Genomic DNA, 18,472 nt, shown 5'->3' with positions numbered 1-18,472 from the left:
AGTGGGTAAGGTCTTGATGGCCTTATCCATTGTTTCTGTCCACACTAGATTACTTAACCTATCAAGATGGCGAGGGGTTTAAATGATTAAGGAAAAGGGGAAATGGAATCGGATACGCACCCGGCTGCTTTTTACGGGTCCAACCCTGTTTGCTTTTCTAACGGTAATGATAGTTCCTTTCCTGTATGGTATCTATTTAACGTTTACAAACTGGGACGGCATCTCGACGACCCATTCGCTGGTGGGATTCCAGAACTATTTAGCGGTCTTTAAGGATACTGTGTTCTGGAAGACCTTTGGTCTGACACTCAAGTATGTCGCTTTCACCGTTATTCTCGTAAATGCAGTCGCGTTTCTATTAGCCTACGGCCTGTCTAGGGGCATAAAGGGACAGAACGTATTCCGCGCCGGTTTCTTTATTCCGAACCTGGTCGGAGGGATCGTCCTTGGCCTGATTTGGCAGTTCATATTTTCCAATGTGTTAGTGTATGTCGGCCAAAAGACAGGGATCCCCATTCTCTCTACTTCGTGGCTTGCCGACCCGGATAAAGCGTTCTGGAGTCTGGTAATCGTCACAGTATGGCAATATGCCGGCTACATGATGGTGATTTACATCGCCGGTCTCATGAGCGTACCGAACGATATTCTTGAGGCAGCCAGCATCGACGGCGCGAGCGGCTGGACGCGTATGAGCCGAATGATACTGCCGCTCATGGTGCCATCCTTTATCGTATGCATCTTCCTTACGCTTCAGCGCGGGTTTATGGTATATGATGTCAACCTGTCCCTCACGAAGGGCGGTCCCTTTAAAAGCACGGAGATGGTATCGATGCATGTGTACGAAAAAGCATTCCTTTCCCGTGATTATGGCCTCGGTCAAGCCGAGGCGCTGGTTCTGTTTCTGCTTGTTGCCACTATTACACTGCTGCAAGTTTACTTCAGCAAGAAATTGGAGGTGGAGGCATAATGGTCGGTACAAGAGCTTCTTCATCCTTGCTAAAAGGGCTTATGCTCACTGTTCTTCTGTTTCTTTTCATTTTTCCTTTTCTCTTTTTGCTCATCAACTCATTTAAAGAAAATACAGAAATTACATCAAACCCATTGGCATTCGCGAAAAAATTTAGTATGGAAAACTATACCACGGCGTTCGAGAAAATGGGGTACCTTAGTTCATTTACCAATTCCCTAATCATTACCATGTTGGCTGTCCTGCTGATCTCACTGGTATCGGCGATGACGGCGCATTACTTCGTCCGCAACCAAACGAAGTTCAATCAATATACATTCCTGCTTATGGTCGCTTCTATGATCATACCGTTCCAAGCAATTATGATTCCGCTGGTGAAAATATACGGCTCGCTTGACATGCTGGATAATGTCTGGTCGCTGATCTATATGTATGTTGGATTTGGTTGCTCTCTTGCAGTCTTCATCTATCATGGTTTTGTGAAAGGCGTACCGGCTGAGCTGGAGGAAGCTGCGATGATCGATGGCTGTACACGTACACAAACATTCTTTCGAATTGTCTTCCCAGTGCTTATGCCCACAACGGCCACAATTTCAATCCTTAACGTACTTTGGATCTGGAACGACTTTTTGCTTCCATCCTTGGTGCTGATAAGTCCAGAAAACCGGACGCTACCTTTGTCCACGTTTAGTTTCTACGGAACCTATTCGGTAGATTACGGCCCTCTTATGGCTGGTCTTGTGTTGACCATTCTGCCTATTATGGTGGTTTACTTATTTGCCCAGAGGTATATCATTCAAGGAGTCATGCAGGGCTCCATCAAATAAGGCGCTATGCCTGAAGCCAAATAACAGCAGCACCGGAGATGGCGCATTGGAGGAATACTGTGTTTTATTACGAAAATCGCTTGGCGTTCGAAGAGAAGGGAAGCGACATCCTGACGGTAGGGGAAATGCTGGTCGATATGATCTCCGATGAGTATGATGATACCTTCGAAAGTCGCACATATCAGAAGTTTTTCGGCGGCTCTCCATCCAATATCGCGATGAATGTAAAGCAGCTGGGCATTCGTCCGTTAGTCGCAGCGGCAGTAGGCAAGGACGGCTTCGGAACATTTCTGATCAATCAGTTGAAAAAGGCGGGGATTGAAACCGATCTCTTGCAGCAAGTAGATGCGTCCACCAGCATGGTCGTCGTCACGAAGAGCAGATCCACCCCGATTCCCATTTTCTATAGGGGGGCCGATCAAGAGCTTACCTTCTCGCCGTCACTGAGAGCTGCGCTGCAATGCACGAAGATCGTACATTTCTCATGCTGGCCCATCTCGGTTCCGACAGCCCGTTCCACGATTGAGCGGGTTATCGACGAAGCCAGGGATAACGGCGTTTTGATCGGTTTTGACCCCAACTACCATCCGTCGATTTGGCAGAGGGGAGAGGACGGCATTGCAATCGTCAAATCGATTGTCGGCCAAGTAGACATCATCAAGCCGTCCGAGGATGATGCAGAGCGGCTGTTCGGCAAGGATTCGCCCGAGAACCAAATCGAAAAGTTCATGGAGTTGGGGGCGAAGTTGGTCATTATGACGCTGGGGGCGGACGGCGCCCTGGTCTCGAATGGCAGCGAAACGCTTAGGTTTGAAACACTGGCCACGGAAGTTAATGACACAACCGGGGCCGGCGATGCATTCTGGTCGGGCTTTTACACAGCACTCATTAAGGGCTATACGATACGTCAATCACTCCATCTCGGTTTTGCCGTCAGTGCCTATAAATTGAGATTCACCGGGGCCGTTGCCCCCCTGCAGACACTTGAGGAAATCGGACGATTGTACGATATTCAGGAGGCAAGAAAATGACAGTTAAAAATCAAGTTCAACTTATTACGTATCCCGATTCGATGGGCGGTGATTTGAAGGCACTGAACCACGTTTTGAACAAACATTTTACCGATATTTTTAAAGGTGGGGTACATATCCTTCCACCGTTTCCATCCTCCGGAGACAGAGGGTTCGCCCCGCTTACTTACCTCGAAATCGAGCCGGAATTCGGCAGCTGGGAGGATATTAGAGAGATTGGCGGAACATTTGACGTCCTCGTGGACCTTATGGTGAATCATATTTCCAGGCAGTCGGCGTACTTTCAGGATTTTCTGGAAAAGGGTCGCGCATCTCGATACGCAGATTTATTTATCACCCTTGACAAGCTTTGGGAGAATGGTGAGCCAGTCCAAGCAGACATTGACAAAATGTTTCTCCGCCGGCCGCTTCCTTACTCGGCGTATACCATTAAGGATACTGGAGAGGTTGAACGAGTCTGGACAACATTCGGAAAGACTGACCCATCCGAACAAATTGATCTGGATGTTCAATCCGATCAGGTCAAGCAGCTGCTAGCCGATTTCTTTATTAACTTCAAAAAAAACAATATAAAAATCGTCCGGCTTGACGCGGTTGGTTATGTCATTAAAAAGCTTGGGACAAGTTCCTTCTTTGTAGAGCCGGACATTTACGAGTTCCTTGATTGGATTAAGGCGCTAGCCGAATCGCTCGACATTGAGCTTCTGCCAGAAGTTCACTCCCACTATAGTGTCCAGAACAAGCTGGCGGAACATGGCTTCTGGATTTATGACTTTATCCTGCCCTACCGTATTCTGGACACTCTTGTTAACAAGTCCAGCGAAGCACTGCTTGACTATTTGAAGAATCGGCCGGCAAAGCAGTTCACCATGCTGGACTGCCATGACGGAATTCCGGTCAAACCGGATCTCGACGGACTAATCGATACGAAAAAGGCAAGAAAGGTAGTAGACATCTGCACAGAGCGGGGATCCAATCTCAGCCTGATTTTGTCGGATGAACATAAAAGTGAGGATGGTTTTGACGTCCATCAGATACGCTGCTCCTATTACTCGGTGCTTAACGAGGACGATGACGCCTATCTGGCTGCACGGGCCATCCAGTTCTTTACTCCCGGTATTCCTCAAGTGTATTATGTAGGGCTGCTGGCTGGCAAAAACGACGAAGAGCGGGTCAAACAGACAGGAGAGGGCCGCGAGATCAACCGGCACAATTACAGCCTGGAAGAAATCGAAGAGTCCCTTCAACAGGAAGTCGTACAGAGGCTGCTTCGGCTGATACGGTTTCGTAACGAATACGAAGCTTTTCAGGGTGAGTTCCGCGTGCTGGATTCATCGCCACAAGAGGTTCGGCTCGAGTGGGTCAAGGAGAACAGGAAGTGTACGCTGCACGTGGATTTGATTCGCAACCACACTGTAATCCACTATGTGGATGATAATGGGAGCCGGAAAATCTACACAATTTAAAACGTATCTAGCAGTTTCCTGGCAGATAGAGGACATCAACGGCTTGTTGGCGTTCTCTATCTTTGTTACCGGCCGTGCGGCAATACAATGGAGGTGCGAGAGCATGACAGACGTAACGAATGACGATCACTATCGGCCGCAATTCCACTTTACCCCACCTGCCAATTGGATGAATGACCCAAACGGGATGGTGTATTTTGAGGGAGAATATCATTTGTTCTATCAATATCATCCAGGAGGATCAACCTGGGGACCGATGCACTGGGGGCATGCTGTGAGTGTCGATCTGGTTCACTGGGAGCATCTCCCGGTCGCACTTGCGCCGGATCAGAACGGAATGATTTTTTCCGGCAGCGCCGTGGTGGATTGGGATGATTCCAGTGGTTTTTTCGGAGGAGAGCCAGGACTCGTGGCCATCTTCACCCATGCTGACGAGTATCCGGAGTCAAATCGCCCCCGGCAAAGGCAAAGCTTGGCGTACAGCCTAGACCGGGGACGGACATGGAACATGTATGAGGGAAATCCGGTACTTTGCAATGAACAACTGACGGATTTCAGAGATCCGAAAGTTTTTTGGCATGCCGAGACCGATCGGTGGGTGATGGTACTGGCCGCAGGCGACCGTGTGCATCTGTACACCTCAATAAATCTTAAGCAATGGTCCTTTGCAAGTGAATTTGGGGCGGTCGACGGTTCCCATGACGGTGTGTGGGAGTGTCCGGATCTCATTGAGCTGCCTGTTGAAGGGAGTCCGAACGGTAAGTCGCGATGGGTTCTCATTGTCAGTATAGGTGACAAGCCCGGATATCCGGAGGGATCCAGGACCCAGTATTTTATCGGACAGTTCGACGGCAGTGTTTTCATGAATGATTATCCTTCTGACACGGTATTGTGGTTGGATTACGGCAGGGACAATTATGCCGGTGTGACCTGGTCCGGCACACCGGATCCCGCTATGAAAACCTTTATCGGCTGGATGAGTAACTGGCTCTATGCTAAGGTCACACCGACTGGTGAATGGAGAAGCGCGATGACAGTGCCCCGCCTTCTTAGTCTTAAGCATGGGGAAGACGGTATACGGCTTGTCCAATCGCCTGTGCCAAATTTGGAAAGACTTCGCAAACAACCTTGGGAGCAGCTTGATGTCCACCTCAGATCGGAAGAAAATCTGCTTGCGTCTTTGCAGGAAGATGTCTATGAGCTGGTTTGTGACATTGAGGTGGGAACCGCCGCCGAGATTGGGTTTAAACTGCGGAAGGGCGGGAACGAAGAAACCATCGTGGGATATCGTATATTTGAGCAACAGCTTTATCTTGATCGTACGCGCTCCGGGGAAACCAGCTTTCATGATTCTTTTCCGTGCATGCATGATGTACCATATACGATTCTGGGCGGCAGGCTGCGCTTGCGTATTTTTGTCGATCAGTGTTCGGTTGAGGTATTCGCCGGAGATGGCGAAGTCGTGCTCACTGATCTAATCTATCCGGACCCCGCCAGTCGGGGATTGGAGTTATTTGTGAGAGGCAGGAAGCGCAGCTAATCTCCCTTCAAATATACCCCCTGCATTCGATTCTATAGTCTGATCAGCCTTGGGCAGTATCCCGTTTTGGAAATGACAGTCCGGCCTATCGTGAACATAAATTTATCACAAAAGCCCGCACCCGGCCTAATGGCTCGAATGCGGGCTTTTGTCTTAGATTAGGTCTTGTCCATTCTCATTCTCGGTATAGATGGAGATAAGCACGATGGCCGTGTCTTCGCTTATAATGAAGAAATCTGCAGGAAGGCAGCGGGGCATGCTGATTAAGTAGATTTTTGGCGGCTACATTGTTTTTTTAACTTTGTTTAATAATTCCATTAAGGTGACGCTTTCCGACTCGGTAAGCCCTTGAGTAATGCGTCTTTCTACTCCCATAAAAATATCGTTGAACTCTTCGACGAGATCGATTCCTTTTTGTAATAAATAAATTTTTTTCTGCCGCTCATTATCCTTTGGAATCACTCGTTTGACATACCCCTTTTTCTCTAACCCTTGAAGCATACTGGTGATCGTGGCTCCTTTACGTCCAAAATGTTCAGCTAAATCCCTCTGGATCACACCTTTATCCTGATTTTCAAATATGTAACCCATCATCTGCCCCTGCTGAGTATTCAGCCCCAATTCTGATAATCGAGCATTCGCCATGTTTCTGATGTTCATTCCAATGGATCGAATCAGATCCGAATAAGGGGTATAAATAGATTGCTTCTCCATTCTGCGTTGTCTCCTTGCTAATTAATAGAATTCTAATTATAAGATGATTTTACTTTTCCGGCGAAGAAATTTCAATGAGGAGGCTTCATGCAATTTTTGTGAATGACAATATTTCCATGTGAATCGAACTAGATGTTCTAAATAAAATAGTTAGAACCTTGACAGTTAGAATTATGACAATTATAATTCGATCTTAGATAAGAAAAATAATTCAGGAGGTAAACGAAATGATTACAGCAATTACAAATGCTAAAATTTTTGACGGAGAGAAATTAATTGAAGCTACAACGGTTCTGATTGAAGGAGAAAAGATTATATCGGTAGGAGGTGTAGTACCAGTACATGCGGTCACAATCGATGCTAAAGGAAAAACATTATTGCCTGGCCTGATCGATGCTCACGTACACACATCCGAAGAAGGCTTACGTGACGCATTGAACTTCGGTGTTACAACTGAGCTGGAAATGATGGGCGGATTCACGAGAAGCGGTCGCGAGGAACAATTGAAAGGAATCGATGATATTGCTGATGTACGCTCCGCAGGAATGGGAGTCACACCACCTGGAGGGCACCCCGATGAACTTATGCCTGGAGATGGAGAAATTCCAGATTTCGTATTGAAGGAGTTGGAGAAGTTAAGTGAGGAGGAGCGTAATGCAAGGCTGGTAGCGCATGCTCATGATCATGAGCATGCGGCGGCTGAACTTGCGAGCCCTGATGAAGCAGTGGCATTCGTTCAAGAGCAAGTCAGACAAGGTGCCGACTATATCAAGATTATGATAGAAGAAGGTTCGGTATTAGCGGCACCTGGTTTACCTGTTTTAAGCCAAGAGATTATGAGAGCTGCCGTTGAAGAAGCTCATCGGCAGAATAAGATTACGTTGGCTCATGTACTGACTGTCGAATCAGCCAAAAAAGCGATTGATATTGGTATTGACGGACTGGCACACATTTTCATTGATCGACCAGATACCACTGCTGATCTAGTGAAAAGGATTGCGGATGCCGATGTTTTCGTCACGCCATGTCTCGTTTTGAACTCCTCCATTATCGGAAACTCCGCATCGGAATTGGCATCGGATACGCGTGTGAACTCCAAGCTTAGTGAAGAATGGGTCGAAACGTTAAATTCCAGTTTCAACACCTACCCGCAAGGCAGTATGGAAGACAACTATCGGAATGTGATGGATCTTCACCGTGCAGGTGTAGATATCCTTGTTGGCACAGATGTTTCCGTGCCAGTTCCTTCATTGGGTGGACTTGCCCATGGTGCTAGCGTACACCACGAGATGCAGCTATTGGTAAAAGCCGGATTCACGCCTGTAGAAGCCTTACAATCCGCTACTTCGAAGACGGCTCGCCGTTTCAGCTTGAATGACCGTGGACGAATTGTAGAAGGGGCAAGAGCAGATTTATTGTTGGTTGAAGGAGACCCGACAACCCATATTTCTGACACGTTATCGATTAGCGAAGTATGGCTTCGAGGAGATCGGAAAATTAACAAGAATTATTAAGAGGTAAGCCTCTCGGCAAATAAGGTCCTTAAAAACAAGAGGCTGCCCCAAGCAGCCATTTCATGGCTTTTGGGACAGCCTTTTCTTGCAGTTACAGTTGACATAAAACTTTATTCCACGCAAGCGTCTGAACCATGGTGATTTTGCGCATTTTTTGGCGAATATGTTGTCAGGACAGAAGGTTCGTAGCGGTCTGAATATTTTTCAGATCAAGCTGAATTTGCTCCGGAATACGGTAGGGGTGGTATAGGCCCCGCTGCATCATGTAGTCTGTTATCTTTTCATGGGAATTAATAGCCTCGCCGAGTTGTTTCATCAGAATATCCTTGATTTCGGGGGTAGCACATTCGGTCACAGCCATGGCGTAGTTTCTGACGCTGCTCTTGGCGTTCATCAAAAGATCCATTGCGATTACGTCATCGGTCAGCATATGAAGACCAGTCATGTGTTCTAATATTGGGTTCATTTTTTTATCTCCTATACAGTCACTTTAGATAGAACTTCACCAAGTTCCTGAAGCTGCTGTTGTGCTAATGTCGCATCTTGTTGCAAAATTTGTATGAGCTCCGGGTCGGTTACCAGAGCTTGCATGGTCTTAGATTTCGTTATGCAAACCGTCTTAAATGCAGCTATTTCACGGACCTCAAGCATTTCATGCAAAGCGTAATTAGAATTCATTCAGGTTGACCTCCCATGTATCTATCCATATTCAGGGCTTTAAGATGACTTTAATGCAATCGTCTGTTTTTGTATCGAACACTTCATAACCCCGCTTGGCATCGCTGAGCGGAATGACGTGAGTAACAATGTCTCCAGGGTCTACTTTGCCGGACGTGACCAACTCATACATATACGGCATGTAGTGAATAACCGGAGCTTGTCCGGAGCGGATATTCACGTTGCGCTGCATGATGTCGCCGAGGGGGAATCCGTTATAGCGTCCGCCGTATACCCCGGTGACTTGAATGGTCCCGCCTTTGCGGACAGCCTGAGACGCAATGATAAATGCGCTCATGGTTCCGCCTTGCAATTTCAAACCGCTGGCCAGATATTCAAGATCACTCATCTTGCCGTCCATGCCTACCGCATCAATCACGACATCGGCACCGCCCTTGGTCATTTCCTTGAGATGGTTGCCAATATTCTTGTCCTGTTCGAAGTTTACGATTTCCACATTGTTTGTTCGCTTCGCATGCTGTAAGCGGTAATCGACATAGTCAACGGCGATGACCCGCTTTGCTCCCTTCAGCCAGCAGAATTTCTGGGCCAGAAGTCCGACCGGACCGCAGCCGAGCACAATGACCGTATCTCCATTCTTGACGCCGGCGTTATCTACGCTCCAGAATGCTGTCGTCATGGCATCGGCGATCAAGCTTAGCTTTTCGTCCGGTTGTTCGCAGTTCTCGGGAATCTTGAAGTGAGTAAAGTTGGCAAACGGAACCCGTAAATACTCGGCTTGCCCGCCAGGGTAACCACCGGTCGTTCCGGAGTAGCCGAAATATGCGCCCATATCCCCGTGTTCGTTAGAGTTGTCACATTGGCTTTCAAGCTGATTTTTGCAAAAAAAGCATTCCCCGCATGCAATGTTGAACGGGATGATTACACGATCGCCCTTCTTTACCTTTGTAACGCCAGGGCCCACTTCTTCTACGACCCCCATCGGTTCATGCCCGATGACATAGTTCTCCTGAAGGTTAGGGATCATTCCGTGAATAAGGTGAAGGTCAGACCCGCAAATGGCGGAACTGGTGATTCTTACAATCATATCGTCCGGTTTCTCAATCTTCGGATCCGGCACCTCTTTGACCACGACATTTTTTATCCCTTGATACGTTACCGCCTTCATGCTTTATGTCCTCCAATATGTTCATCTGGGGTCCGGTCAAACATCCCTTTACGCGATGTATCATCCGGGAACAAATTCATCTGCCCGATCATCACGGTATTATTCGCTGAAAGCTGGTCGAGTTGGTACTGTTCGTTAAGCTCATAAGGATGGAACCATTTTTTGCGAATCATCAGCTCCGTGATTTCTTGGTGCAGTGCAATCCCCTGCATAAGATGATTGCGCAGCAGGACTCTTGCATCAGGAGAAGCCGTTTCCGTCAGGGCGATGGACAAATTCCGTACACCTTCCTTGGCACGAAGAAGGAAGTCCATTGCAAAAGTCATATCTGCCATTTCCGGCATGTTTAATGAATTAATCGGGTCTAAATAATCGGTATTCATGTGCGTCCCCCCTTAATGTGTTATAGGTGTCGGGCTATTCGGAACAGGTGATTGGAAAGGAGCTCGTGCGTAGAGTGCTTGCAGCTCGGCGATCTGTTGGGTGGATTGAATTACGTCTTTCTGCATTAATGCTTTTAGCTCTTGGTCAAAGACCAAGCCTTGCATAAGTTTTGACTTAGCGAGGCAGAGCGTTTTAAAATTTAGCGCTTCATGCAGTTCCATCGATTCGTGCGGCGCTAGCGTTGGCGTATTCATTGAGAACTGTTCCCTCCTTTTAACTTCACCGTTAAATTTTCCGACTTCATCGAATCTTATACGTAAAATAAAGCCGGGGTAAATCAGGCGATAAGCTCGATAAGTGAATCTAATGCGGCAACAAATTCACAAGCACTGGAGACGGCCCGGCAGCAATTGACCCGAGCAGAGGAATTTTTAGACCAAGCGCAGACTTCAGCAAACGCATTACGTCTGCCGGACCAACAATAAAACGCTGGTAGCTTTTGCAGAGAGCCTTCAATTCCACTTTAGCAGTGGTTTTGAAGGCTTTTTCAATATATTTCCGGGACTGGCCTGTAAAATTTTTTTTTTAAATCCGGGCAATTGAATCCTGTTCAGTCATATAAATAAGCGATAGCAGTTCGAACCTGTTGAGGAGGACTTTATACAAGTGATGTTACCGAGTGAAAGGTATTTTGGTACATTTGAGGCGGTTTTTTTATTTAACGGGGCCATGCCTACAGGTGTTACTGTTTCTGAAACCGGGCGTATTTTTATTTGCTTTCCAAAATGGGGAGATGACGTTAAATTTACGGTGGCTGAAATCGTTCACGGTACATTACAGCCTTATCCTAGTTTAGAAGCCAATGTGGTAAGCCCATCGAACATCACAACGTCATTCATTAGTGTCCAAAGTGTGGTTGCCGATGGAAAGGGTACGCTCTGGGTACTGGATACAGGAGCTCCTAATTTCTCAGAACCCATCAAAGGAGGGGCGAAGTTAGTCGCTGTAGATTTAAATTCAAACACCATAAGAAGCATATATACATTTACGGAAGATGTTGTATTGCCGACCACTTATCTGAATGATGTCCGATTTGATTTTCGTGTCGGTAAAGCAGGTTATGCTTATATAACGGATTCCTCTTCCCGAGGACCAGGAGCCATTATTGTCGTTGATTTAGAAACCGGTTATGCCTGGAGACGGTTAAATGGGGCAAATTCCACTTCGCCCGATCCCTTTTTCATACCAAAAGTTGAAGGTAAAATCCTGATGAATCGAAACAAAGACGGATCTACCTCACCCTTTAGATTGGCATCCGATGGTATAGCCATTTCCCCGGACGGCAAGATGTTGTATTTCTGCCCTCTCTCCAGTCGTCAGCTGTACTCGATTTCAACGGAAGCTTTAAGAGACCGGACCATACCGGATATGAATCTGCAGTATTACGTAAAGTATTGGGGAGAAAAAGGCGCTTCAGATGGAATGATCACCGATGCAAAAGGGAACGTGTATGCTGGAGACTATGAAAGCAATAGTATTCGAAAGATATTGCCGAATGGCGTAATGGAAACCATCGCACATGACCCGAGAATTTTATGGCCGGATACTTTTTCGATTGGTCCAGATCAATGCTTGTATTTCATCGTGAACCAGTTACATCGGCAGTCAAGATTTCATTATGGAAATGACCTGCGGCAGAAGCCTTATAGTTTACTACGTATGAAAATAGCCGAGCCACCTGCTCCTACCTTTTAGTAAGCAGCTGAAAATGATCATAAAAGCCCGTACCCGGCCTAATGGCTCGTGTACGGGCTTTTAGTCTTAAATTAAGTCTTGTCCGTTCTCGTTCTCGGTATAGATGGAGATTAGCACGATGGCTGTGTCTTCTCCAATGTTTTTTACCAGATGGGGGGTACAGGCATTCCAGCTAAAGGAATCACCTTCCGTAAACTCGGCTCCATCCTCCCCTTGCTCTGCATAAATCCTTCCTTTAATGACTACATGCACTTCCTGCCCTTCGTGCGCATGCGGTGCCTCGCCGGTCATGGCACCAGGAGGAATCTCTACTATACTCATACGTACGTTCTTTGTAGAGCTCAAGTGTTCCACTTTCAGGTTTTCCAGTCCGCTGGTTGTGATGGTCCGTTCGTCTTTACGTACAATGTGCATTCGTTCTTCTTTCTTTAGAAGCAAATAGGCCAGCGGGACTTTTAGCGCCTGGGCTATATTTTCCAATGTTGAAATGGACGGTGAGGTTTTATTCGTTTCAACCTGGCTCATAAAGCCTTGGGAGAGGCCGGTCAAATCGCATATTTGAGCAATCGTTATATTTTTTCGCTTCCGGATTGCCCGGATCGTTGAGCCAATATCCATCTGATCACGCCCTCGAAATATTTGTAATACAAAACTTAAATTTATATTATCAATTTTCGGGTTGACAAGTCAATGTGAGGCACGTTAAATTACTCATATAGAAAATATATTTTTATTACTAATATTTTATTGGGCAAAGCAGCAGATACGAACAGCAAGGAGGAGTCAAGAATGATTTCCGCATATCAATATGACGTTCACTTACCGGTTAAACTTGAGAAGACAAGAAGTATCCGGTTGATCCGGACAGACGTTATTTGCTCGGGTTCAGCCAGGGGGCGATCCTGTCCATGACACTTGCCCTTACAATGGGATCACAATAAAGGGGATAGTAGCGCTTAACGGATATATTCCTGATTTTGTGAAAACAGAGTACTCCCTTCGCAGCATTAAAGACGTCTCTATATTTGCCTCGCACGGGGAATATGATTCTGTATTACCGGTCCGGATCGGGCACGAGACAGCTGCCTATCTGCAAGAACAAACGGAGCGCGTGACTTTCAAAGTGTATCCGACTGATTATGGCGTATCTGAAGAGAACCCAATTGATTTGTTAGAGTGGCTTAAGAAAGATGTCAACTCAATCTAAATGAGGAGTGGAACAGATGATACCTTCCTATTTCTTTGCACACGGTGCACCCTCAATCGTGCTTGAGGATAATGACTATACGAAGCTGCTGAAGCAGTTTAAAGACAATACGCCAAAGCCGAAAGCGATTGTTCTTTTCTCCGCGCACTGGGAAGAGGCAGTCCAGACGGTTGGCGCTGCTAAGGCGTATGAAACGATTTATGATTTTGGCGGATTCCAGGACGAGCTGTACCAGATGACTTATCCGGCGCAGAGTGACCTGGCACTTGTTGAGCAAATCCAGAATTTGTTCACCAAATATGGTGTTGAGAACACCCGGAATGAGACAAGAGGCTTGGATCACGGGGCATGGGCGATTCTAAAACTGCTCTATCCGGATGCAGATATCCCGGTCGTAGCGCTATCCGTGAACCGTCATTTGTCTAATGAACAGCAGTATGAGATCGGCAAGGCACTGGCTGAGCTTCGTGAGCAGGATGTGCTCATTATCGGAAGCGGAGGAACCGTGCATAATTTAAGAGGATTGAACTGGTCGTCCGAGGGGATTGACGGGTGGGCTGAACAGTTTGACAACTGGATTCAGCGTAAGCTGGAGACATGGGATACCGAAGCATTGTTTCAATATCGCGAGCTTGCCCCCTATGCGCGGGAGGCCGTTCCTACAAACGAGCATTTCATCCCGCTGCTGCTGGCCATGGGCACTGGTGATACCAGCCGTAAGGCCAAGCTTCTTCACCGGAGCTATCAGTATGGGAACCTCAGCTTGAGCTGCTGGCAATTTAATTAAAAGACCAAAGGGCAGTGGAGATGAGTAAATCTTCGCTGCCCTTGGTTTTGTTTCGAAATTCCTGTTATCTCGGCGTTTGGGCCGGACAAATAGATACGGAAAAATGAAGCTAAAAAAGAAGTCTGCGGAGCAGTGAGACTTAGTCACTGAATACTCCTCAGACTTCTTTTACATATTGGTCTGATTCTGTCTGTATTTGTGAGGCGTTACTCCTGTCAAAGCTTTGAACATCCGGTAGAAATGAGTTGGTGTTTCGTATCCGCATTGTTCTGAAATATCAGCGATCTTGTGATCTGAGCGGATCAGGAGCTCCTTGGCACGGATAATCCGTTTGGCATTTACATATTGGGTAACATTCATAGTGGTCAATTGGCGAAAAACGCGTGAGAAATGAGGTACGGATACACTTGCTTTTTCTGCAAGCCTGGCAAGGGAAGCTTCTCGTTCGGGATGCTCGTCGATGTCACGCAGCACCTGCTTCATCCAGGAAGGGCCTACGCCGGTTTCGATCGGGGCATTGCGTTTGCGGATAGACTGGACATGCCGGTTAATTTGCAGTAAAAGCTGACATGAGAGAAGCTTAACGGCTTCATGATAGCCCAACTTTTGTTCTTCCAGCTCCTGATGGATTTGGCCGAGCGCCATTTCCGTAACAGATCTCAGAGGTTCCTGCAGCTCAATCTGGTATATCCCTTTTTGTCTGGCAAAATCAAAGCATAATAAGCTGTTGTACGAATCGTCCATCGGCTCCATCGCAAGCAGAGTAGGCGCAAAGTAAAGGGCTGAGGATACAATGGGATCTTCGTTATGCGGCAGAGAATGATGGATCGTGTTCCCCGGTATGATGAACAGGTCACCCTGCTTTTTTTCAAACCAGGCATTATCAATAAAGAATACACCTCTACCCTGATAGATATAGACTAGCTCATAGCGGTCATGCAGATGATCCGGGAGCTCGTTCATTTGTCTTTTTTCCGTTTTGTATGCAAGCTCAAAGGGAAACAGAGGGTCGCCAAAGAAGGGTTTACGGATAGGCTTCACTCGGATCACTCCTTTTAGAGGATGTTGTAAGGCTATGATCAGATATCAAAATAGGTTATAAAAATGCATGTTTAGAACATTAAATACTTGATTCTCTTAGTATACAATGTTCATTGAAGAGGAGCATTACATTATGAATGCAGAAGAGGTGTGCAGCAGGATGCGTATTGACGCTCATCAGCACTACTGGAAAATTGCACGGGGAGATTACGGCTGGATTAGACCGGAGCTGCCGGTGCTGTACCGGGATTTCATGCCGGTGGATCTGGAGCCGCTGCTTCAAACACAGAGCCTTGACGGGAGTATTATTGTTCAGGCGGCCCCGACGTTTGAGGAGACGAATTTTATTTTATCCATCGCTGACCAATCGCCGTCTGTGCTTGGGGTGGTAGGCTGGCTGGATCTTTTCGACCCGAACCACCGTCGAATCTATGAGAAGCTCAGGCAGCATCCGAAATTCAAGGGATTCCGGATTATGATTCAAGATATGCCGGATGCTTACCGGATATTAGAACCCGGATTTGTGGAAGCGCTTCGCGGATATGCGGAAGAGGGCGTGCCCGTAGATCTGCTGCTGGTTTCCGGTCAGATGGACGCTGTATTAAAGCTGCTTGAACAAGTTCCTGATCTGCGTGGCGTTATTGATCATATTGGCAAGCCGCCGATCCGGGATAAGGAGATGGAACCGTGGAAGCAGTTCATGGCTGAATTTGCCCGGTACTCTCAAATTTACTGCAAATTATCCGGAATGGTGACAGAAGGGGATCATAAGCAGTGGCGCAAAGAAGACTTTCTTCCATATATCCGCACAGTAGTAGAGCTCTTCGGTCCGCAGCGGGTAATGTTCGGCAGTGACTGGCCGGTATGTCTGTTGGCGGCAGATTATTCTGAGGTTGTGGACATTCTGGCTGATTCTTTGCCTGAAGCCTGGGGGGAATACGAGCGCGGCCTTTTATTTGGTGAAAATGCGAAAGCGTTTTACAAACTATGAATCTGCTGAACGGGGGAACTTGTAATGAAATATCGTACATTAGGAAATACCGGGCTGGATGTGTCAGTGCTAAGCTTTGGCGCTTCTTCGCTGGGATCGGTGTTTCGTGAAACGGATGACCGGCAGAGTATCAAGACTGTACATGCTGCCATTGATGCAGGCATTAACTATATTGATGTTTCACCCTACTACGGTCTGACCAAAGCAGAGACGGTACTTGGAAAGGCGGTTCAGGAGCTGCAGCGTGACAAGTTCCTGCTGTCCTCCAAAGCCGGGCGCTACGGTGAAGCAAGCTTTGATTTCTCCGCCAAACGTATCTTCAGCAGTGTGGAAGAGAGCCTCCAACGGCTGCATACGGACTATCTGGATATCCTGTTTCTGCATGATATTGAATTCGTGCCGGCTGCTATTCTTATGGAAGAAGCGGTACCGGCGATGGTTAAGCTGAAGGAGCAGGGCAAAATCCGCTTTAGCGGAATCAGCGGCCTGCCTTTACAGTTGTTTGAAAAGCTGCTCCCGCAAATGGATGTGGATGCGATTCTGTCTTACTGCCATTATTCGCTCAACGACACATCTCTATTGGAATTGCTGCCACTGCTTCAGGCAAAAGGGACCGGATTGGTCAACGCCTCACCGCTGTCTATGGGACTTCTGAGCACACGTGAGACGGCAGATTGGCATCCTGCAGGAAGCAGGCTAAAAGCAGTATGTAAACAAGCCGCCGAATATTGTGCCTCAAGAGGTACGGATATCGCTAAGCTGGCTGTTCAGTACTCTACCAGTCATGAACAGATTCCGACTACACTGGTCAGTACAGCTACTCCGGCCAATATTATCAATAATGCCGCCTGGACTGATGAAAAGGTGGACGCTGAGCTGCTGCAGGAAGTGCTGGATATACTGAAGCCCGTTCACAATGAATCATGGGTTAGCGGCCGCCCCGAATACAATGAACGTCTGGAACCGGCCAAAGGGGGCGGAATAGTATAATGAAGGGCATTGTCTGCGAGGAAGTCGGGAAATTGATCTGGCATGAAGATTTAACGGAGCCCGTACTTGAAAAGGGAGCGGCTATCGTCCGCATTCGGCGGATTGGAATCTGCGGAACGGACCTGCATGCCTATCAGGGCAATCAGCCGTTTTTTAGCTACCCGCGGGTGCTCGGTCATGAGCTTGCCGGCGTTATCGAAGCGGTAGGAGAGAATGAGGCAGGGCTGCACGCAGGGGATCAGGTCAGTATTGTGCCCTACATGCATTGCGGTGAATGTTCAGCTTGTCTGGGCGGAAAAACAAACTGCTGCAAAAATATGAAGGTGTTCGGTGTCCATATAGATGGAGGAATGCGTGAGCTGGTCTCAGTTCCGCTCGGTCATTTAATCAAGACAGAGGGTCTCACGCTTGATCAAGCTGCAATGCTGGAGCCGCTGGCGATTGGAGCACATGCCATCCGGCGCTCCGGCTTGACAGCAGGTGACACAGTTCTTGTTATTGGAGCAGGCCCGATTGGCCTGGGTGTCATGGCACTTGCCCGGTACGCAGGAGCCAAGATCATCGCCATGGATGTTAATGAAGAAAGGCTGGAATTCTGCCGCAAATGGGCACAAGCAGAGTATACAGTGAATGCATTGCATCCGCCGGAGGAGCAGCTTACTGCTATTACAGGAGAATCAAGCGCAGCCTTTGTTATTGATGCAACAGGTAATGCCAAATCCATGACGAATGCATTCAATCTGGTTGCGCACGGCGGATCGCTTGTATATGTCGGTCTGGTCAAAAGCGACATCACCTTTAATGACCCCAACTTCCACAGTCACGAGATGAGCCTGATGGGCAGCCGCAATGCAACCATGGAGGACTTCGATTTTGTACGGAGGGCAATCTCGGCCGGATACGTTGATATAGACCGTTATATAACACACCGTTCGAATTTTGAAGATCTAATTAACCATTTTGACAGCTGGCTCAAGCCGGAGTCCAAGGTGATCAAAGCGTTGGTTGAAATGAATGATTAATAGATATGAAGTGCATTTTATCGGATTAACATAGGTTAATCCATTTTTTTATTTCGTTCATTTAATCCTGTAACTCTACCTGTTTCAATATTGCCTAAATGATTCATAGATTATCTTTGAAAAAAAGCTTGCATGTTCTTTCGGAAGTATGGTATATTCTTATTCCGGCCAAGAAATGCTGAAAATCATCGACGCCAAGCTCGAAAAAAGAAATTAAAAAAGAGCTTGCAACGAACGACCGGATGTGATATAGTATAAAAGTTGCTGCTGACGAAACATGAACAGTGACAACGAACTTGATCTTTGAAAACTGAACAACGAGTGAGTATCGGAATTCACTTCGGTGATTCCAAAATGAGAATGTAACATTCTCGTCAGATGTTTCAAAAT

General features: G+C 47.1%; 20 protein-coding genes. 12 read left to right on the top strand and 8 right to left on the bottom strand.

From position 1 onward, the window contains the following. Nucleotides 1-82 precede the first annotated feature (82 nt). From M2108_RS27570 to M2108_RS27550, 5 genes are all read left to right on the top strand, one after another. Nucleotides 83-967, top strand: coding sequence for a carbohydrate ABC transporter permease (locus tag M2108_RS27570; protein WP_277472609.1), 885 nt, complete (start codon nt 83-85; stop codon nt 965-967). Then, the gene (locus tag M2108_RS27565) at nt 967-1,794 is read left to right on the top strand and encodes a carbohydrate ABC transporter permease (RefSeq protein ID WP_277472608.1); all 828 of its coding nucleotides are present in this window, start codon (nt 967-969) and stop codon (nt 1,792-1,794) included. Before M2108_RS27570 ends, M2108_RS27565 begins: the two co-directional genes overlap by 1 nt. A gap of 59 nt (nt 1,795-1,853) precedes the next feature. Next, nucleotides 1,854-2,825 (top strand): carbohydrate kinase family protein, encoded by a 972-nt coding sequence (locus tag M2108_RS27560; RefSeq protein WP_277472607.1) that lies wholly within the window; start codon nt 1,854-1,856, stop codon nt 2,823-2,825. Continuing rightward, entirely contained in the window at nt 2,822-4,291 is a 1,470-nt protein-coding gene (gene gtfA / locus M2108_RS27555) for a sucrose phosphorylase (protein WP_277472606.1), read from the top strand. The genes M2108_RS27560 and gtfA overlap by 4 nt, the downstream gene beginning before the upstream one ends. 103 nt (nt 4,292-4,394) lie before the next feature. After that, entirely contained in the window at nt 4,395-5,831 is a 1,437-nt protein-coding gene (locus M2108_RS27550) for a glycoside hydrolase family 32 protein (RefSeq protein WP_277472605.1), read from the top strand. Nucleotides 5,832-6,113: 282 nt separating this feature from the next. On the opposite strand, the gene M2108_RS27545 is transcribed toward M2108_RS27550, so the two are convergent. Next, nucleotides 6,114-6,545: a MarR family winged helix-turn-helix transcriptional regulator gene (locus M2108_RS27545; protein WP_277472604.1), complete on the bottom strand. Its 432-nt coding sequence runs from the start codon at nt 6,543-6,545 to the stop codon at nt 6,114-6,116. 197 nt (nt 6,546-6,742) lie between these two features. Between M2108_RS27545 and M2108_RS27540 the strand changes: the two genes are divergently transcribed. Continuing rightward, nucleotides 6,743-8,059, top strand: coding sequence for an amidohydrolase family protein (locus M2108_RS27540; RefSeq protein ID WP_481856953.1), 1,317 nt, complete (start codon nt 6,743-6,745; stop codon nt 8,057-8,059). Nucleotides 8,060-8,228: 169 nt separating this feature from the next. Here the strand turns inward: M2108_RS27540 and M2108_RS27535 are convergent, their stop codons facing one another. The 5 genes from M2108_RS27535 to M2108_RS27515 are packed head-to-tail and all read right to left on the bottom strand — an operon-like array spanning nt 8,229 to nt 10,543. Continuing rightward, nucleotides 8,229-8,525, bottom strand: coding sequence for a spore coat protein (locus tag M2108_RS27535; protein ID WP_277472602.1), 297 nt, complete (start codon nt 8,523-8,525; stop codon nt 8,229-8,231). 11 nt (nt 8,526-8,536) lie between these two features. Then, nucleotides 8,537-8,737: a hypothetical protein gene (locus tag M2108_RS27530; protein WP_277472601.1), complete on the bottom strand. Its 201-nt coding sequence runs from the start codon at nt 8,735-8,737 to the stop codon at nt 8,537-8,539. A 31-nt stretch (nt 8,738-8,768) separates the two neighbouring features. Then, a complete protein-coding gene (locus tag M2108_RS27525; protein ID WP_277472600.1) occupies nt 8,769-9,905 on the bottom strand; it encodes a zinc-dependent alcohol dehydrogenase in 1,137 nt (378 codons plus the stop codon). Further along, a complete protein-coding gene (locus tag M2108_RS27520) occupies nt 9,902-10,288 on the bottom strand; it encodes a spore coat protein (RefSeq protein WP_277472599.1) in 387 nt (128 codons plus the stop codon). The genes M2108_RS27525 and M2108_RS27520 overlap by 4 nt, the downstream gene beginning before the upstream one ends. 12 nt (nt 10,289-10,300) lie before the next feature. Further along, nucleotides 10,301-10,543 carry a spore gernimation protein GerQ gene (locus M2108_RS27515; RefSeq protein ID WP_277472598.1) on the bottom strand — a complete coding sequence of 81 codons (243 nt, stop codon included), beginning with the start codon at nt 10,541-10,543 and terminating at the stop codon, nt 10,301-10,303. A 415-nt stretch (nt 10,544-10,958) separates the two neighbouring features. Here M2108_RS27515 and M2108_RS27510 point away from each other — a divergent pair, with 415 nt between their 5' ends. Further along, nucleotides 10,959-12,044, top strand: coding sequence for an L-dopachrome tautomerase-related protein (locus M2108_RS27510; protein ID WP_277472597.1), 1,086 nt, complete (start codon nt 10,959-10,961; stop codon nt 12,042-12,044). Nucleotides 12,045-12,110: 66 nt separating this feature from the next. Here the strand turns inward: M2108_RS27510 and M2108_RS27505 are convergent, their stop codons facing one another. Continuing rightward, nucleotides 12,111-12,662: a helix-turn-helix domain-containing protein gene (locus M2108_RS27505; RefSeq protein WP_277472596.1), complete on the bottom strand. Its 552-nt coding sequence runs from the start codon at nt 12,660-12,662 to the stop codon at nt 12,111-12,113. A gap of 361 nt (nt 12,663-13,023) precedes the next feature. Between M2108_RS27505 and M2108_RS31485 the strand changes: the two genes are divergently transcribed. Beyond that, nucleotides 13,024-13,251 carry an alpha/beta hydrolase gene (locus M2108_RS31485; RefSeq protein ID WP_346780615.1) on the top strand — a complete coding sequence of 76 codons (228 nt, stop codon included), beginning with the start codon at nt 13,024-13,026 and terminating at the stop codon, nt 13,249-13,251. A gap of 16 nt (nt 13,252-13,267) precedes the next feature. Continuing rightward, nucleotides 13,268-14,038, top strand: a complete 771-nt coding sequence (locus M2108_RS27495) for a DODA-type extradiol aromatic ring-opening family dioxygenase (RefSeq protein ID WP_277472595.1) — start codon at nt 13,268-13,270, stop codon at nt 14,036-14,038. Between the two features lie 168 nt (nt 14,039-14,206). On the opposite strand, the gene M2108_RS27490 is transcribed toward M2108_RS27495, so the two are convergent. After that, a complete protein-coding gene (locus tag M2108_RS27490; protein ID WP_277472594.1) occupies nt 14,207-15,079 on the bottom strand; it encodes an AraC family transcriptional regulator in 873 nt (290 codons plus the stop codon). A 160-nt stretch (nt 15,080-15,239) separates the two neighbouring features. Here M2108_RS27490 and M2108_RS27485 point away from each other — a divergent pair, with 160 nt between their 5' ends. The 3 genes from M2108_RS27485 to M2108_RS27475 are packed head-to-tail and all read left to right on the top strand — an operon-like array spanning nt 15,240 to nt 18,082. Then, the gene (locus M2108_RS27485) at nt 15,240-16,070 is read left to right on the top strand and encodes an amidohydrolase family protein (protein WP_277472630.1); all 831 of its coding nucleotides are present in this window, start codon (nt 15,240-15,242) and stop codon (nt 16,068-16,070) included. A gap of 24 nt (nt 16,071-16,094) precedes the next feature. After that, nucleotides 16,095-17,060, top strand: coding sequence for an aldo/keto reductase (locus tag M2108_RS27480; protein ID WP_277472593.1), 966 nt, complete (start codon nt 16,095-16,097; stop codon nt 17,058-17,060). Further along, entirely contained in the window at nt 17,060-18,082 is a 1,023-nt protein-coding gene (locus M2108_RS27475; RefSeq protein WP_277472592.1) for a zinc-binding alcohol dehydrogenase family protein, read from the top strand. The genes M2108_RS27480 and M2108_RS27475 overlap by 1 nt, the downstream gene beginning before the upstream one ends. Nucleotides 18,083-18,472: the final 390 nt, after the last annotated feature.

Origin of the sequence: Paenibacillus sp. PastM-3, from assembly GCF_029893965.1 — a bacterium.
Lineage (GTDB): Bacteria > Bacillota > Bacilli > Paenibacillales > Paenibacillaceae > Paenibacillus_AQ.
This window is presented reverse-complemented; position numbering and strand designations above follow the sequence as displayed.

Coding starts and splice junctions, on each gene's coding strand:
- M2108_RS27570 (WP_277472609.1), top strand. CDS start 83: ATGATTAAGGAAAAGGGGAAATGGAATCGGATACGCACCCGGCTGCTT.
- M2108_RS27565 (WP_277472608.1), top strand. CDS start 967: ATGGTCGGTACAAGAGCTTCTTCATCCTTGCTAAAAGGGCTTATGCTC.
- gtfA (WP_277472606.1), top strand. CDS start 2,822: ATGACAGTTAAAAATCAAGTTCAACTTATTACGTATCCCGATTCGATG.
- M2108_RS27550 (WP_277472605.1), top strand. CDS start 4,395: ATGACAGACGTAACGAATGACGATCACTATCGGCCGCAATTCCACTTT.
- M2108_RS27545 (WP_277472604.1), bottom strand. CDS start 6,545: ATGGAGAAGCAATCTATTTATACCCCTTATTCGGATCTGATTCGATCC.
- M2108_RS27535 (WP_277472602.1), bottom strand. CDS start 8,525: ATGAACCCAATATTAGAACACATGACTGGTCTTCATATGCTGACCGAT.
- M2108_RS27530 (WP_277472601.1), bottom strand. CDS start 8,737: ATGAATTCTAATTACGCTTTGCATGAAATGCTTGAGGTCCGTGAAATA.
- M2108_RS27525 (WP_277472600.1), bottom strand. CDS start 9,905: ATGAAGGCGGTAACGTATCAAGGGATAAAAAATGTCGTGGTCAAAGAG.
- M2108_RS27520 (WP_277472599.1), bottom strand. CDS start 10,288: ATGAATACCGATTATTTAGACCCGATTAATTCATTAAACATGCCGGAA.
- M2108_RS27515 (WP_277472598.1), bottom strand. CDS start 10,543: ATGAATACGCCAACGCTAGCGCCGCACGAATCGATGGAACTGCATGAA.
- M2108_RS27510 (WP_277472597.1), top strand. CDS start 10,959: ATGTTACCGAGTGAAAGGTATTTTGGTACATTTGAGGCGGTTTTTTTA.
- M2108_RS27505 (WP_277472596.1), bottom strand. CDS start 12,662: ATGGATATTGGCTCAACGATCCGGGCAATCCGGAAGCGAAAAAATATA.
- M2108_RS27495 (WP_277472595.1), top strand. CDS start 13,268: ATGATACCTTCCTATTTCTTTGCACACGGTGCACCCTCAATCGTGCTT.
- M2108_RS27485 (WP_277472630.1), top strand. CDS start 15,240: ATGCGTATTGACGCTCATCAGCACTACTGGAAAATTGCACGGGGAGAT.
- M2108_RS27480 (WP_277472593.1), top strand. CDS start 16,095: ATGAAATATCGTACATTAGGAAATACCGGGCTGGATGTGTCAGTGCTA.
- M2108_RS27475 (WP_277472592.1), top strand. CDS start 17,060: ATGAAGGGCATTGTCTGCGAGGAAGTCGGGAAATTGATCTGGCATGAA.